Genomic DNA, 13723 nt, shown 5'->3' on the forward strand with positions numbered 1-13723 from the left:
CGTGACCACCTCGTAAGCCGCGGGCGCCGTAAGCCTCGCTCACCGTAGGCCGTCCGCGCTCGTGCCGCCCCGGCGGGCCGCCCCTGACCTGCGCCTGGCCCGCTACAGCTGCCCGCCCTCCTGGATGTTCACCCCGTCGATCGTGACGACGTCCGTCCGCTCGGACCCCCCGACGACGCGGATCCAGCTGTCCACGGTCAGCTCGCGGCCGCTCAGGGCGATCTTGAAGCCGCCGTACATGCCGGGCACGGGGAACCAGCACACCGGGTGCGCCAGTTCGGTCAGCACCTCCACCTCCGGCAGCCGCATCCCCTGCTGGGTGGCGAGGTCGGTGCCGCCCTCCAGTCCCGCCCGGTGCCGGATCAGCCGGTGCAGGTGGTACTGGAGGCGGCCGGTCACGTCGGCGGGCAGCGGGTGCCGGATGTCCGGGCACAACGGGGCGGTGATGTGGTGGTGGCCGCGCTGCGCGGCGATGTCCACGGCGCGCGTCCCGTCGCCGGTGCGCAGGGTCCGCCACGCGCCGGCCTCCAGCAGCCGCTCGACCGTCTCGGCCGAGGCACCGTGCCAGGCGGCCTGGTGCAGGGGCGTGAAGCCGCTACGGCCTTCCAGTCGCGCGGTGTTGACCCAGTCGCGGTTCTCGCCGAGGAGAGCCAGCACGTTGTGCCAGTGACCGTCCCGGGCGGCGTCGGCGAGCCGGTCGCGCAGTGCCGCGTACTCGTCCTTGAGGCTCGACCGGCGCGTGACACCGTCCCAGTGCGCGACTTTCTCATGATCCACGAGGGCGAGTGTACGAACCGGACGGCGTCCTCCGCCACCTCCCGGCCGGTCCCGCGCACGACCCCCGCACCGACTGCGGCTGAACCCGTCGACAGCGCGCCTCCCGCACCCGCACGCGGCCCAGACCGTACCGGCCGCCGGCGCAGAGGTACGGACACCCGCCTGCACAACGGCAGGGCGCGGAGGCGGGCTCCGGGCGCTTACCTCCGGGGTAATGGCCGGCCGGAAGCCCTCGCGGCTACTTTCGGTCCGGCGCGCCGACGTGCCGGAGACGAAGGAGCCGCCCATGTCCGCCTACGGTTTCGCGCACCTTCGAAGCCGCCGTCATCACCCGGACATCCTGGCGTACTTGGAACGGATCCAGGAGACCCTCGCGCCGTTCGGCGGCCGGTTCGTGGTCCACGGTCCGCCCGCCGAAGTGGTCGAGGGGGCGTGGGAGGGCAGCATGGTGCTGATCGAGTTCCCCGACCTGGACGCGGCCCGCGCCTGGTACCACTCCCCCGCCTACCAGGACATCCTGCGGCTGCGGGCCGACCACATCGACGGAGACCTCGTCCTCGTGGAGGGCGTCGCCCCCGGGTACGACCCGCGCGAGCGCGCGGCGAAGCTCCGTACGGAGCACTCCGTGCCGGGGCCGTCACGCCGTCGATGAGGCCGTGGTCAGTGGACGCAGAACTCGTTGCCCTCCGGGTCCCGCATCACGACGGAGAAGGACCCCGAACTCTCCGCGTCCTGCACGCGCAGCCGGGCGGCGCCCGCGCTCTCCAGGCGCAGCGCCTCGGCGAGCACGCGCTCCTTCCGCGTGGCGAACGGGACGCTCCGCCCGCCGCTCACCCCCAGATCGAGGTGCAGCCGGTTCTTGCCTGCCTTCGGCTCGGGCACCTGCTGGAACCAGATCCGTGGCCCGACACCCCGCGGATCGATCACGGAGTCGGCGCAGTCGCCCGTGCCCAGCTCCTCCTCCGGCACACCCTGGTCCAGCCAGTACGCACGCCAGGTGGCGAACGGCGCGGGCGGCGGCTCGACTTCGTACCCGAGCGCGACCGCCCAGAACACGGCGAGCCGCTCCGGCTCGGCGCAGTCGACGGTCAGCTGGAGTGTGGGACGGGTGACCATCGGCCTACTGTAAAGGACCGTCAGAACACCCACCGCGTGTGCGTGTAGACCCCGTTGTCCCGGCCGAAGCCGTACGCCGTGTCCGGGGCGACCGCGAACACCACCGCGTCCCCTGCACGGAACGCGTCCCCGATCCCGTGGAAGGTGCCCTCCGGCGAGGTGATGTGCGACCCGTACTTCGCCTCGTACGCCGCGATCACCTCCTCCAGCACCGCGGGATCGGCCACCCGCTCCGCCGTGCCCTCGACCACGAGGTCGAGCCCCTCGGTGAGCGAGTTTCCGCCGGTGGTCAGCGTGCACTGGGCGTGATGGGCGAGGTTCCTCGCCTTCTGTTCTCCCGGACCGGTGGCGAAGTACAGCACCCCGTCGTGCCAGGCGGCGATCACGGGGGTCACGTGCAGCCGGCCGTCGGGGCGCACCGTGGACACCCAGAAGATCTCGGCGGCCTCCAGGTGCCGCTGGGCCTCGGCCCACTCGGTGGCGGTGGCGTTCTCGGCACCGGGCCGGGGCTGGAGGGCGGAACTGTAGCGGGCGTCGAGCGAGGCCGTTGGCTCGGGCCGCGCGGGGTCTTGTGTCGGCATGACGGATCTCCTTCTTTCTCTCCTCCCTCATAACGACCGCCGGGCAGCGCGGAAATCATCGCCGCGCGCGTGACCGGGCGGAGCCCGCGTGCCTGGGCGGCCGTACGACACGTCCGTACCGGAATCAGCGTCTGTCCGGGGCGGCCAGCCGGTGCAGTCGCAGGGCGAGTTGGATCTCCAGGGCGCGGGCCGGGGTCTGCCAGTCCGCGCCGAGGAGCCGGCTCACGCGTTCCAGGCGCTGGGCGACCGTGTTGACGTGGACGTGGAGGGCGTCCTTGGTGCGGGCCGGGCTCATGCCGCAGGAGAAGTACGCGTCCACGGTGCGCAGCAGATCGGTGCCCCGCCGCTCGTCGTACGCCACGACGGGGCCCACGGTGCGCTCGACGAATCCGGCGACGTCCCGTTCGCCCGCGAGGAGCAGGCCGAGGAAGCCGAAGTCCTCGGCCGCCGCACCGTCCCCGGCCCGGCCCAGCAGACGCAGCGCGTCCAGGCAGCGGCGGCCCTCGGCGTAGGCGCCGGCCACGGTCTCGGGCCGGGCGGCGAGACCCGAGACGGGGGCGGAGGCGCCGACCGTGACGGATTGGCGGACGGTCCTGCCCAGGTGGCGGGCGGTGCGGCGGGCCACCTCCGTGGCGCTGTCGCCGGCGCCGAGCGGCAGCAGCAGGACCGTGCCGCCGTCGCGTGCGGCGGCCAGGCCCTGCCGGGTGGCGGCGAGATGGGAGGCTGCCGCCCACAGGCGGCGGCGGGCCGCGGCCTCCTCGTCGGCGTCGGCGGCCGGGCCGTCGAGGCGGGCGGCGAGGACGACATGGGTCGCGTCCAGGTCGGCATGGAGCCGGGCGGCGCGCTCGCGCAGCAGGCGCGGGTCCCGGTCGCGGGCGTCCAGCAGGTCGTCCAACAGCTCGCCCCGTACGCGCTGTTCGGCCTCGGCGGCGGAGCGGCGGGCGAGCAGGAGCAGCGAGGTGACCATCGCCGCCCGCTCCAGCGTGCGCTGGTCGACGGGGTCGAGGCCGGGGTGTCCGCGCAAGACCAGCGCGCCGAGGACTTCGTCGCCCGCGGCCACCGGGGCGATCCAGTCCCGGCCGTGCCGTACGGCATGACCCTCGGCCCGCGCGGCCTCCAGCGCCTCGGCCGGTGCCGCGCCGGCCTCGGTGAACTCCACGGTGCCGTCGAGGACTTCGGAGACGGCGGCGGCCACGTCGCGCACCCCGCCGCCGCGCAGGACGAGTTCGGCGAGCCGGTCGTGGACGTCCGAGGCGCGTTCGATGACCGCGCTGCGGTCCCGGATGATCTCGTTGGCGCTCTCCAGGCCTGCCAGCGCCGCGCGGGTCTCGGTGAGCAGGTTGGCGGTGTCGATGGCGGCGGCGGCGAGCGCGGCGAAGGAGCCCAGCAGGGCGATCTGCTCGCGTTCGAAGACACGGGCCCGGCGGTCGGCGGCGAAGAGGACGCCGATCACGTGCGGGCCGAGCACGAGGGGGACGCCGAGGATGGCGACCAGGCCCTCGTCATGGACGCCGGCGTCGATGGTGCGGGTGTGCTGGAAGCGGGCGTCCTCGAAGTAGTCGTCGGTGACGTACGGCCGTGTGGTCTGCGCGACCAGTCCGCCGAGCCCCTCCCCCAGGCCGAGCCGGAGCTGCTGGAAGCGGGCCGAGACGGAACCCTCGGTCACGCGCATGTACGTGTCGCCGTGCGCCGGGTCGTTCAGGGTGAGGTAGGCGACGTCCGTGCCGAGCAGGGAGCGGGCGCGCTGCACGATCGCCTGGAGGACGGCGTCCAGATCGCGCAGGCCCGCGAGATCGTGGGCGGTCTCGAAGAGCGCGGACAGCTCCGCCTCGCGGCGCCGGCGGCCCTCCAGCTCGGCCCGGACGCGCAGGGCGAGCGCCCTGGCCTGCTCCAGCTCGGCGATCCGCGCTGCCGGCCGGCCCTCGGCGCGGGCGAGCAGCACCGGCTGCTCGTACGCCTCCACCGAGGCGTCGCGGGCCAGCAGCTCCAGGTAGGGGACCTCGGGGCTGTGGCGGGGTGCCGACTGGAGGTGATCGCGAGACATGGTCACAGGATTGCGCATCATCGGCCCGGCCCGCCGAGCCTGTGGACAACTCTCGCCGGACGCTCCCGGCCCGCACCTCAGTGAGCCGACCACCCGCCGTCGAGCACCAGCGAAGTGCCGGTGACGAAGGACGCCTGGGGGCCGCACAGATAGGCCACGGCCTCGGCGACCTCCTCCGGTTCGATGAGCCGCCGGACGGCGCTGTCCTTCAGCAGGATCTCGGACAGCACACGCTCCTCGGGGATGCCGTGCGTCCGCGCCTGGTCCGCGATCTGCTTCTCGACCAGGGGGGTGCGCACATAGGCGGGGTTCACGCAGTTCGAGGTGACCCCGTGGGGCGCGCCTTCCAGCGCGGCCGTCTTGGACAGGCCCTCCAGTCCGTGTTTGGCGGCCACATAGGCCGACTTGAAGGCGGAGGCACGCAGACCGTGGACGGAGGACACGTTGACGATCCGGCCCCAGCCCTGCGCGTACATGTGCGGCAGCGCGCCGCGGATGAGCCGGAAGGGCGCCTCCAGCATCACGGTGAGCACCGTGTGGAAGACATCGGGCGGGAACTCCTCGATGGGGCGCACCAGTTGCAGGCCCGCGTTGTTGACCAGCACATCGGTACCGGCGGCGGCCCGTTCGGCGGCGTCGAGGTCGGTGAGGTCCAGGGCGTGCGGTACGACGGTCCCGGGCAGGCCGGCGGCTCGGTCCGCCTCCGCCGCCAGCTCGGCCAGGCCCGCCGCGTCGCGGTCGACGGCCCGCACCTCGGCCCCGGCGGCGGCGAGCCGCAGCACGCAGGCGCGGCCGATGCCGCCGGCGGCACCGGTGACGAGTGCGGTGCGGCCGCCGAGGTCCGGGGAGAGCGGCTGGGAGCGCGGACCGGACGGGAGGCTGGGGGCGGTCATGGGCCGACCCTAAGCGGCACCCAACCCGTCACCACATGTGGTGCCCACCCACACTTCAGTCAAGAGTCGTAGGGGCAAACCATGTGGGTTCCTCGCACATGGCCTGCTTGATCCGGAGAAGACCGAACTCGTTGAGGTTGGGCAGCGCGTCCGGGGCGAACCAGCCCACCTCCAGCGACTCGTCGTCGTTGACGCGCGCCTCGCCGCCCACGGCGCGGCAGCGGATGGTGACGTCCATGTACTGGCAGGTGTCGCCATTGGGATAGGTCACCGGCTCCAGGGCCTGCACCAGGACGATCCGCTCGGCGACACAGTGCACCGCGGTCTCCTCGAAGACCTCCCGCACGGCGCAGGCCGCGGGCTGCTCACCCGGGTCCGGGATGCCGCCGATCACCGACCACTTGCGGGTGTCGGTCCGCCGGCCCAGCAGGACCCTGCCCTCGTCGTCGAAGACGATCGCGGTGACCCCGGGAAGCCAGAGCAGCTGCTGGCCGGCCGAGGCCCTGAGCGTGCGGATGAAGTCAGGAGTAGCCATGGCCTCGACCCTAACCGGACCGGCGTGCCCTCTCCTGCCGGTTCAGGATCCGTACCCTGGTCGTGCGGTCACGCGCCGCCGGTGCGCCGGGCGCGCAGCCCGGACCCGATCGCCCAGCCGACGCCGCCCGCGGCGACCAGCACGAGGGCGATCTCCGGGAGGATGCCCAGCTCGGTCGCGGGGGTCTCGGAGGTGCGCAGCGGCACCTTCTGCACGAGGTAGGCGGGCACGAACATGCCGGTCCTCTGCGTGATCCGCCCGTCCGGCATGATGATCGCGCTGACCCCGCTGGTCACCGGCACGGTGACGGTGCGGCTGTGCTCGACGGCGCGGATCCGGGACATGGCGAGCTGCTGGTAGGTCATCTCGCTGCGGTCGAAGGTGGCGTTGTTGCTGGGCACGGAGATCATCTCCGCGCCGTGTGTGACGGTGTCCCGCACGGCCCAGTCGAAGGCGGCCTCGTAGCAGGTGGCCAGGCCGACCTTGGCGCCGTCCATGTCGAACACGCCCGGCTTGCTGCCCCGGCTGAAGTCCTGGCGGACCATGCCGGTCCAGTTCTTGTTGATGGCGCCGACGATCCCGCGCAGGGGGAGATACTCGCCGAACGGCTGGATCTGCCGCTTGTCGTAGGTCTGCGTCGGTCCCTTGGCCGGGTCCCACAGGACCTGCTCGTTGAGCAGCTTGCCGTCACGCTCCACGACCGCGCCGACCGAGACGGGCACGCCGACCGCCTTGGCGGCCTCGTCGATGACGGCGGCCGCGTCGGGGTTGGCGAAGGGGTCGATGTCGGAGGAGTTCTCCGGCCACAGCACGTAGTCGGGCCTCGCGACCTTGCCCGCCTTGATGTCGGCGGCGAGCCTGAGCGTCTCGCGCACGTGGTAGTCGAGCACGGCCCGGCGCTGGGCGCTGAACTCCAGCCCCGAGCGCGGCACGTTGCCCTGGATGACCGCGACGGTCCGGGTGCCGTCCTCGGCCTTGTCGCTCACGAGCGCCCGGGCGGCGACCGCGCCCGCCACCGGAACGGCCACGCTCAGCAGCGCGGCGGCCGCGGCTCCGCGCCGTACGGCCGCGCTCCGGCGCTTCTCGGCGAGCAGCCGCCCGGCCTCGTACAGGCCGAAGCCGCACAGCACGACCCCGAATCCCAGCACGGGCGTGCCGCCCACCGCGGCCAGCGGCAGGAAGACGCCGTCGGCCTGGCCGAAGGCGATCTTGCCCCAGGGGAAGCCGTTGAACGGTGCGCGCGCGCGTACCGCCTCGCCCGCGATCCACACGGCCGCGGCCCACACCGGCCAGGCGGGCAGCCTGGAGACGGCGGCGATCCCGACGCCGACCAGGGCGATGAAGACCGCCTCGATGGCGACCAGGGCCAGCCAGGGACCGGGGCCGACCTCCACACCGGTCCACACGAGCAGCGGCAGCAGGAAGCCCAGCCCGAAGAGGTAGCCGAGGCCGAGGGCCGCCTTCCAGCTCCGGCCGCGCAGCACCCAGCCGAAGCCGGCGAAGGCGGGCAGCGCCAGCCACCACAGGGGGCGGGGCGGGAAGCTGACGTAGAGCAGCACTCCGCAGAGCGCGGAGGCGAGGGCCGGGACCAGGCGCAGCAGCCGGGCGCCGCGCGTGCCGGAGGCGGACGGCTGGAGCTGGTCCGGCTGGTCCACGGAGGTTGCGGTGACGGTCACCCGGGTGAGTGTACGGCGGCCGGGCTGACCGCGAACAGCACGGTTCGAGGGCCGGCACCGGCGTCGGCCCGGGGCGGTCTCCGCTGGTCACCGCCGTGTGGCGGGCCGCGGAACCCCGGGACCGCACCGTGCCGCCGCTCGCCGGCCCCGCCTCGGTCCTCCCCCTTCTCACCACGCTCCTCATCACGACGATCCGCCGCATCTCGTGCCCAAAGCGGTCATCAGCCGCTACGGTGTGCCCAGCCTCGGCAGTGCGACCGGACCCGGCGCCGTGCCCTGTCGTGGGCCCGGCATGGGTGTGCGGGGGACGAGGGGCGGCGGGTGGGCTCGACGGAGATGAGGCCTGCGGCCGGTACGGCTGCGGCGAACGCGGTGAACGCGGCAAACGTCAGAGGGAACGTTTCTGACGGCGCGGGCATGATCCTGCTCGGGGCCTGCGCCGGGTGGGCGCTGATCACCGCGGCCGTGCACGACGGACGGCCCGAGGGTGTACTGCTCGCGGTGCTGGCCGTGACCGCCGGTCATGCCGTCGGCCGGGTCTCCGGAGCCCTGCTCCCGGTCGCCGCGCCCGGTGCCGGCGCGCTGGCCGCGCTGGCGCTGGCCGTGGCGCAGCCCGATCTCTCCCCCGGCGTCTGGTACGCCACTCCGCTCGGCCACGCCGGCGGCACGGCCGCCCTGCTGGCACTGGCCACGGGAGCCGCGTGCTGTGCCGCCTGGGCCGCGCCCGGACCGGCACTGCGGCTGGGGCTGTGGGCGCTGGCCGCCGCAGTCGTACTGACCGCGGCCGTCCTCGGCTCGGCGGCCGGTTGCGCGGCGAGCACAGCCGTCCTGCTGTGCGCGCTGGCCGCTGGTTCGGTGACCCGCCGGGGTCTGTCCCTGCTGGGGCTGGCCGCGGCTGCGGCCCTGGTCGCGGGCACGACGTGGGCGCTTGCCGCCGGTGTGCTGCCCGACGGCCTCGCGGACGTGCTCGAAGGGCGGCTCACCGGGCACCGGGTGGAGCTGTGGCAGGACGCGCTGCGGATGGCGGACCGGCACGGGGGCCTCGGGGTCGGCCCGGACCGGTTCGGCGAACTGAGCCCGGCGGCGACGCGGACGGTGCCCTCCGACGGCAAGCCGCACTCGGCCCCGTTGCAGGTGACCTCGGAGCAGGGCCTGGCCGGGGTGGTGCTGCTCGGGGCCGCGTTCTGCTGGGTGCTGCACGCGCTGTGGCGTACGCCCCGCTCGACGCCGGTCGCCCTCACCACGGGCGTCGCCCTGACGGCGCTGGCCGCGCTCGCCTCGCTGGGCAACGCGCTGAGCTTCACGTCGGTGACGGCGGGCGCCGGACTGCTGGCCGGGTGGGCGACGGCACGGCCCTGGGCGCGCGAGGGCGCGGAGCCGCGGATCTGAGCGACGGGGCCGCCCCGGCACGCGGCGTCAGGCAGCCGGGCCTGGTTGGCCTGCCCGCAGCCGGGCCCGGATGACCCGTACCGCCGACTCCGCGTTGTCCACCGTGATCGTGAAGGTGTGCCCGTCCCACAGGCGCAGCACGACACCCTCACCCCGGCGTACGACGACCGCGGTGCCCTTCTCGGGGCGCCACCGGTAGCCCCAGCCGCCCCAGTGCCGGGGCGTGACCAGGGCGGTGAAGTCGGCGCCGGCCACGTGCGAGAGCGGGATGCGGCGGCGCGGGAGCCCTATGTGGCCGCAGCGCACCTCGACGCACTCCCTGTCGAGCCTGAGGTCGACGTGCACGAAGGCGAGCGTGCCGAACAGGACCAGCAGCCCGGCCGCGATGCAGCCCACGACGGACATCGCCAGCGGGGCGACGCCGGAGGTCCAGGCCGAGTCCACGGCCAGCTCGATGCCGAGCGCCATGCACGCCGCACCGACCAGGGCCAGCAGCCACTGCACGCGGTTGGTGGCCCGCCCGGTCCAGACGTCGGGGTGTGCGGGGTCCTCGGCGTGGGGGTGGTCCCTCATGTTTATGAGGTTACTCAGGTTTCGCCGCGCGGGTACCGGCGTGCGGAGGACGACCGGCCCGGGCGGGACGGGCTCGCTCGCGGTGCGCCGTCGCCGCCGGTCAGCGGACCGGGCTGACGGCCCGCAGGAAGCGGCCTTCCGCGTACGTGAGGGCGGTGTCGGGGAGCGTGGCCTCGCGGCCGCTGAGCAGCACCGTGAGGGTGGTGTCGGCGAGGGCGTCGGGGGTCGGCTCGGCGCCGATCCGGCGCAGGGCCTGGGCGGCCACCGCACCGGCGGAACCGTGCAGGACGAGCGGCTGGGCGTCCGGACGCTGGACGGCCGCGCGGATCCGCTCGCCGACCAGCTCGTAGTTGGTGCAGCCGAGGACGACGGCGGTGACGTCCTTCGGGGTGCGGGCGGCGGCCGAGGCGATCGCGGCCTCGACCGCGGCCTCGTCGGCGTGGTGCACGGCGTCCGCGAGGCCGGGGCACGCCACCTCGGTGACGGTGACGCCTGCGGCGAACTGGTCGATCAGACCGCGCTGGTAGGCGCTGCCGGTGGTGGCGGGGGTGGCCCAGATGGCGACGTGGCCGCCGGCCGCGGCGGCCGGCTTGATCGCCGGGACGGTTCCGATGATCGGCAGATCCGGTTCGAAACGGGCCCGCATCTGCGGCAGGGAGTGCACGGACGCGGTGTTGCAGGCGACGATCAGGACGTCGGGCTCGTGGGCGGCGGCCGCCTCGGCCACGGCGATGGCCCGCTGCGTGATGTCCTCCGGGGTCCGCGGTCCCCAGGGCATCCCGTCCGGGTCCCAGGAGAGCACGAGATCCGCGTCGGGGCGCAGCCGCCGTACCGCTGCGGCGGCGGGGAGCAGGCCGATTCCGGAGTCCATGAGCGCGATCTTCACCCGGCCACGATAGACGATCCGCCCTTGCGGACCGCCCGGGTGGGGCAGACTGCGGCCGTGAGCACCCTGCTGTGGATCACCGTCGTCTCACTGGCCGCCTGGTGCTGGCTGCTGCTCTGCCAGGGCTTCTTCTGGCGCACGGACGTCCGGCTGCCGCCACGCCGGGAACCGGACGCGTGGCCGTCCGTGTGCGTCGTCGTACCGGCGCGCGACGAGGCCGCCGTGCTGCCCGCGAGCCTGCCGTCACTGCTGGCGCAGGAGTATCCGGGGCGGGCGGAGGTCGTCCTGGTGGACGACGGGAGCACGGACGGCACGGGCGAGCTGGCCCGGGAGCTGTCCCGGCGGCACGGCGGCCTGCCGCTGACGGTGGGCTCGCCGGGGGAGCCGCCGGCGGGCTGGACGGGCAAGCTGTGGGCGGTGCGGCACGGCATCGGCCTGGCACGCGCGCGTGGTCCCGAGTACCTGCTGCTGACGGACGCGGACATCGCGCACGCGCCGGACAGCCTGCGGGAGCTGGTCGCGGCCGCGGGGGCCGGTGGCTTCGACGTCGTGTCGCAGATGGCGCGGCTGCGGGTGGAGAGCGTGTGGGAGCGGCTGGTGGTGCCGGCGTTCGTGTACTTCTTCGCGCAGCTGTATCCCTTCCGGTGGATCGGCCGCCGGGGATCGCGCACGGCCGCGGCGGCGGGCGGCTGCGTCCTGCTGCGCGCGGACATGGCGGAGCGGGCGCGCATCCCGGACGCCATCCGGCACGCCGTGATCGACGACGTGGCGCTCGCGCGCGCGGTGAAGGGCGCCGGCGGCCACGTCTGGCTGGGGCTGGCCGAGCGGGTGGACAGCGTGCGGCCCTATCCGCGGCTGCACGACCTGTGGCGGATGGTCTCGCGCAGCGCCTACGCCCAGTTGCGGCACAACCCGCTGCTGCTCCTCGGTACGGTCGCCGGGCTCGCCCTGGTCTACCTGGTGCCGCCCGCCGCACTGGTCGCGGGCGCGGCCGGCGGGAGCGTGACGACGGCCGTGTGCGGCGCTCTGGCGTGGGCGGTGATGGCGGGCACGTACGTACCGATGCTGCGCTACTACCGCCAGCCGCTGTGGCTCGCCCCGCTGCTGCCGTTCACCGCGCTGCTGTACCTGCTGATGACGGTGGACTCGGCCGTGCAGCACTACCGGGGGCGCGGGGCCGCCTGGAAGGGCCGTACGTACGCGCGTCCCGATGCCGTGCCCGACGAGGGCTGAGCCCGGTCACTTGCGGCCGGGCGTCCAGTTCATGCCCCAGCCGTAGGCGCGGTCCACGGTCCGCTGCGGGCTCACTCCGCGCGCCGGCACGAGATAGCGGGCCTCGCGCTGTACGAGGAGGTCGCCGCCGGTGTTCGTGATCAGGGCGAGCGCGCACACCGTCGAGGGGACGGTGCACTCGTCGAGCGAGAAGTCGATGGGTGCGCCGTGCTGCGGCCGGAGGGTGACGGTGGCGTGCAGGTCGGCGAAGGAGCTGGCGCCTTCGTAGATGGTGACGAAGACGAGGATGCGCCGGAAGTCCCGCAGGTGGTCGAGATTGACGGTGAGGTTCTCCCCGGCGGCCACGGCACCGGTGCGGTCGTCGCCGTCGAGGTGGATGTACGGCGGCCGGTGCAGCGATCCGAAGGCGTTGCCGAGGGCCTGGACGACTCCCTTGCGGCCGTCGGCGAGTTCGTACAGGGCGCACAGGTCGAGGTCGACGTCCCCGCTGCCGCCGCCTCCCCAGCGGCCGCCCCAGCCCGAAAACTGTTTGCGCACCTGCCAGTTGAGGTTCACGCGCAGGGCACCGGACGTTCCGCCCTGCTTGGCGAGCGAGACGGAGGGGGCGGCCTTGGTGAGCGTGACCTTGGACAGGCGGACCGGCGCGGGGGGCGGTGCGGCGACCGGGGGCGCCGGCGGCGGGGGCGGCACGGCCGGCGGCGGGGGCGGTACGGGGGGCGTCGCGGGTGCCGGCGGCGTCGCCACCGCGGGCGGTGCGGCGCGCTGCGGTTCGTCCACGGTGATCCCGAAGTCCGTTGCCAGGCCTTCGAGACCGCTGCTGTAGCCCTGGGCGACGGCACGGAACTTCCAGCCGCCCTGGCGGCGGTAGAACTCACCGAGCACGAAGGCCGTCTCCGAGGTCGCGCCGGGGCTGTCGAAGCGGACGACGACGGAGCCGGTCGCGCCGTCGGTCACCTCGATGTAGAGGCCGGGGACCTGTGCGAACGTGCCGCCGTCGGCGGAGGCGGCGAGGACGATCCGCTCGATCACCCCCTCCACGCGCGCGAGGTCGACGGAAAGAGTGTCGGTGACCTGTCCGCCGGCCGTCCGCTTGCCCTCGTGGCGTACGGCGCCGGAGGGGTGCGCGGGCTGGTTGTAGAAGACGAAGTCCCCGTCGGAGCGGACCCGTCCGGCGGCGAGCAGCAGCGCCGAGGCGTCCGCGTCGGGCACGCCGGGACCGGAGCGCCAGCCCAATTCGACGCGCAGGGCCGTGGTCGGCACCGGCGCGTTCGACCCTTTCGGCATTGACATGTCCCGCCCCAATCCGTGTCGGCTCCCGGGCACCCCCGGCCGTCCGGTCATCCCTACCCGCACAACCTATTCCCGGGGCGGGCGAACTCCCCTGAACAGCACCGGAAGATCGCCGGTCGACCGCCGGTAACCCCGCGGAAAGTCTCCCTTTACATGATTCAAACGCGGGTCGGCGCCCCATTTTGCCAAGTTCGCTCGGATTGGGGATCCCAGGTCACTGCCGACACGGAAAAGAACCCTCTTATCGGTCTCCCCAACGAGCACATCGTGGGCTTAACTTATGTGCCATGACCTCCCCCCGCTCCACTTATGGTGGCGGCTACTACTCCGCCTCCTTCCCGGACACCCCGATCTACGACTCCCTCGTCGCCGAGCGGGGCACCCCGCAGATCGCCCCGATCCGGGTCCCCGCCGCCTACGACATGGGCAGCAACCTGCCCGCCCTGCCGTCGGCACTGCCCGCCCTCCCGGCGGCCCCCTCACCGCAGCCCCCCGCCTACGGCTACCCGCAGACGCCGCAGCCCGCGCCGCTCCAGCAGGCGCCCACGGCGTACATCCCGCAGCAGGCGAGCGCCCCGCGCGGCTACCCCGGTCCGCAGGCCCCGCAGCCGCAGCGCCCGATGGCGGGCGGCACGGGGTACGAGGCCATGCGTCCCGCGCCGCGGCCCGCACCGGCTCCCTACCAGGACCCGTACAACAACCAGCAGTACCGCGGCTACTGACCGGCGCC

At 74.0% G+C, this 13723-nt stretch carries 14 protein-coding genes; 4 read left to right on the forward strand and 10 right to left on the reverse strand.

The genetic code is table 11. From position 1 onward, the window contains the following. Nucleotides 1–102: 102 nt before the first annotated feature. Nucleotides 103–777, reverse strand: coding sequence for an ankyrin repeat domain-containing protein (locus AC4OXY_RS10340; protein ID WP_491993739.1), 675 nt, complete (start codon nucleotides 775–777; stop codon nucleotides 103–105). 286 nt (nucleotides 778–1063) lie between these two features. Between AC4OXY_RS10340 and AC4OXY_RS10345 the strand changes: the two genes are divergently transcribed. After that, nucleotides 1064–1429: a DUF1330 domain-containing protein gene (locus AC4OXY_RS10345; protein ID WP_491993740.1), complete on the forward strand. Its 366-nt coding sequence runs from the start codon at nucleotides 1064–1066 to the stop codon at nucleotides 1427–1429. A gap of 8 nt (nucleotides 1430–1437) precedes the next feature. Here AC4OXY_RS10345 and AC4OXY_RS10350 read toward each other — a convergent pair whose 3' ends face one another. The 6 genes from AC4OXY_RS10350 to lnt all read right to left on the reverse strand — a co-directional run bounded on the left by AC4OXY_RS10350 (nucleotide 1438) and on the right by lnt (nucleotide 7622). Next, nucleotides 1438–1893 (reverse strand): VOC family protein, encoded by a 456-nt coding sequence (locus tag AC4OXY_RS10350; RefSeq protein WP_356023594.1) that lies wholly within the window; start codon nucleotides 1891–1893, stop codon nucleotides 1438–1440. A 20-nt stretch (nucleotides 1894–1913) separates the two neighbouring features. Continuing rightward, the gene (locus AC4OXY_RS10355; protein ID WP_356023592.1) at nucleotides 1914–2474 is read right to left on the reverse strand and encodes a pyridoxamine 5'-phosphate oxidase family protein; all 561 of its coding nucleotides are present in this window, start codon (nucleotides 2472–2474) and stop codon (nucleotides 1914–1916) included. Between the two features lie 124 nt (nucleotides 2475–2598). Then, nucleotides 2599–4518 (reverse strand): helix-turn-helix domain-containing protein, encoded by a 1920-nt coding sequence (locus AC4OXY_RS10360; RefSeq protein WP_356023590.1) that lies wholly within the window; start codon nucleotides 4516–4518, stop codon nucleotides 2599–2601. Between the two features lie 77 nt (nucleotides 4519–4595). After that, a complete protein-coding gene (locus AC4OXY_RS10365) occupies nucleotides 4596–5411 on the reverse strand; it encodes a 3-hydroxybutyrate dehydrogenase (protein WP_491993741.1) in 816 nt (271 codons plus the stop codon). A gap of 55 nt (nucleotides 5412–5466) precedes the next feature. Further along, nucleotides 5467–5946 (reverse strand): NUDIX hydrolase, encoded by a 480-nt coding sequence (locus tag AC4OXY_RS10370; protein WP_491993742.1) that lies wholly within the window; start codon nucleotides 5944–5946, stop codon nucleotides 5467–5469. A 68-nt stretch (nucleotides 5947–6014) separates the two neighbouring features. Beyond that, the gene (lnt, locus tag AC4OXY_RS10375) at nucleotides 6015–7622 is read right to left on the reverse strand and encodes an apolipoprotein N-acyltransferase (RefSeq protein ID WP_402065061.1); all 1608 of its coding nucleotides are present in this window, start codon (nucleotides 7620–7622) and stop codon (nucleotides 6015–6017) included. A 417-nt stretch (nucleotides 7623–8039) separates the two neighbouring features. Between lnt and AC4OXY_RS10380 the strand changes: the two genes are divergently transcribed. Then, the gene (locus tag AC4OXY_RS10380) at nucleotides 8040–9011 is read left to right on the forward strand and encodes an O-antigen ligase family protein (protein WP_491993743.1); all 972 of its coding nucleotides are present in this window, start codon (nucleotides 8040–8042) and stop codon (nucleotides 9009–9011) included. Between the two features lie 27 nt (nucleotides 9012–9038). On the opposite strand, the gene AC4OXY_RS10385 is transcribed toward AC4OXY_RS10380, so the two are convergent. Both AC4OXY_RS10385 and AC4OXY_RS10390 read right to left on the reverse strand, forming a co-directional pair. Next, nucleotides 9039–9584: a hypothetical protein gene (locus tag AC4OXY_RS10385; RefSeq protein WP_356023583.1), complete on the reverse strand. Its 546-nt coding sequence runs from the start codon at nucleotides 9582–9584 to the stop codon at nucleotides 9039–9041. Between the two features lie 100 nt (nucleotides 9585–9684). After that, on the reverse strand, nucleotides 9685–10470 hold the full coding sequence (locus AC4OXY_RS10390; RefSeq protein WP_376288489.1) for a glutamate racemase: 786 nt from the start codon (nucleotides 10468–10470) through the stop codon (nucleotides 9685–9687). A gap of 57 nt (nucleotides 10471–10527) precedes the next feature. On the opposite strand from AC4OXY_RS10390, the gene AC4OXY_RS10395 reads away from it, so the two are divergent. Next, a complete protein-coding gene (locus AC4OXY_RS10395; protein WP_376288488.1) occupies nucleotides 10528–11703 on the forward strand; it encodes a glycosyltransferase in 1176 nt (391 codons plus the stop codon). Nucleotides 11704–11709: 6 nt separating this feature from the next. Here the strand turns inward: AC4OXY_RS10395 and AC4OXY_RS10400 are convergent, their stop codons facing one another. Next, the gene (locus AC4OXY_RS10400; protein WP_491993744.1) at nucleotides 11710–12993 is read right to left on the reverse strand and encodes a TerD family protein; all 1284 of its coding nucleotides are present in this window, start codon (nucleotides 12991–12993) and stop codon (nucleotides 11710–11712) included. A gap of 287 nt (nucleotides 12994–13280) precedes the next feature. Here AC4OXY_RS10400 and AC4OXY_RS10405 point away from each other — a divergent pair, with 287 nt between their 5' ends. Continuing rightward, nucleotides 13281–13715, forward strand: a complete 435-nt coding sequence (locus AC4OXY_RS10405) for a DUF6643 family protein (RefSeq protein ID WP_362820146.1) — start codon at nucleotides 13281–13283, stop codon at nucleotides 13713–13715. Nucleotides 13716–13723: the final 8 nt, after the last annotated feature.

The organism is Streptomyces sp. HUAS MG56, assembly GCF_058673395.1.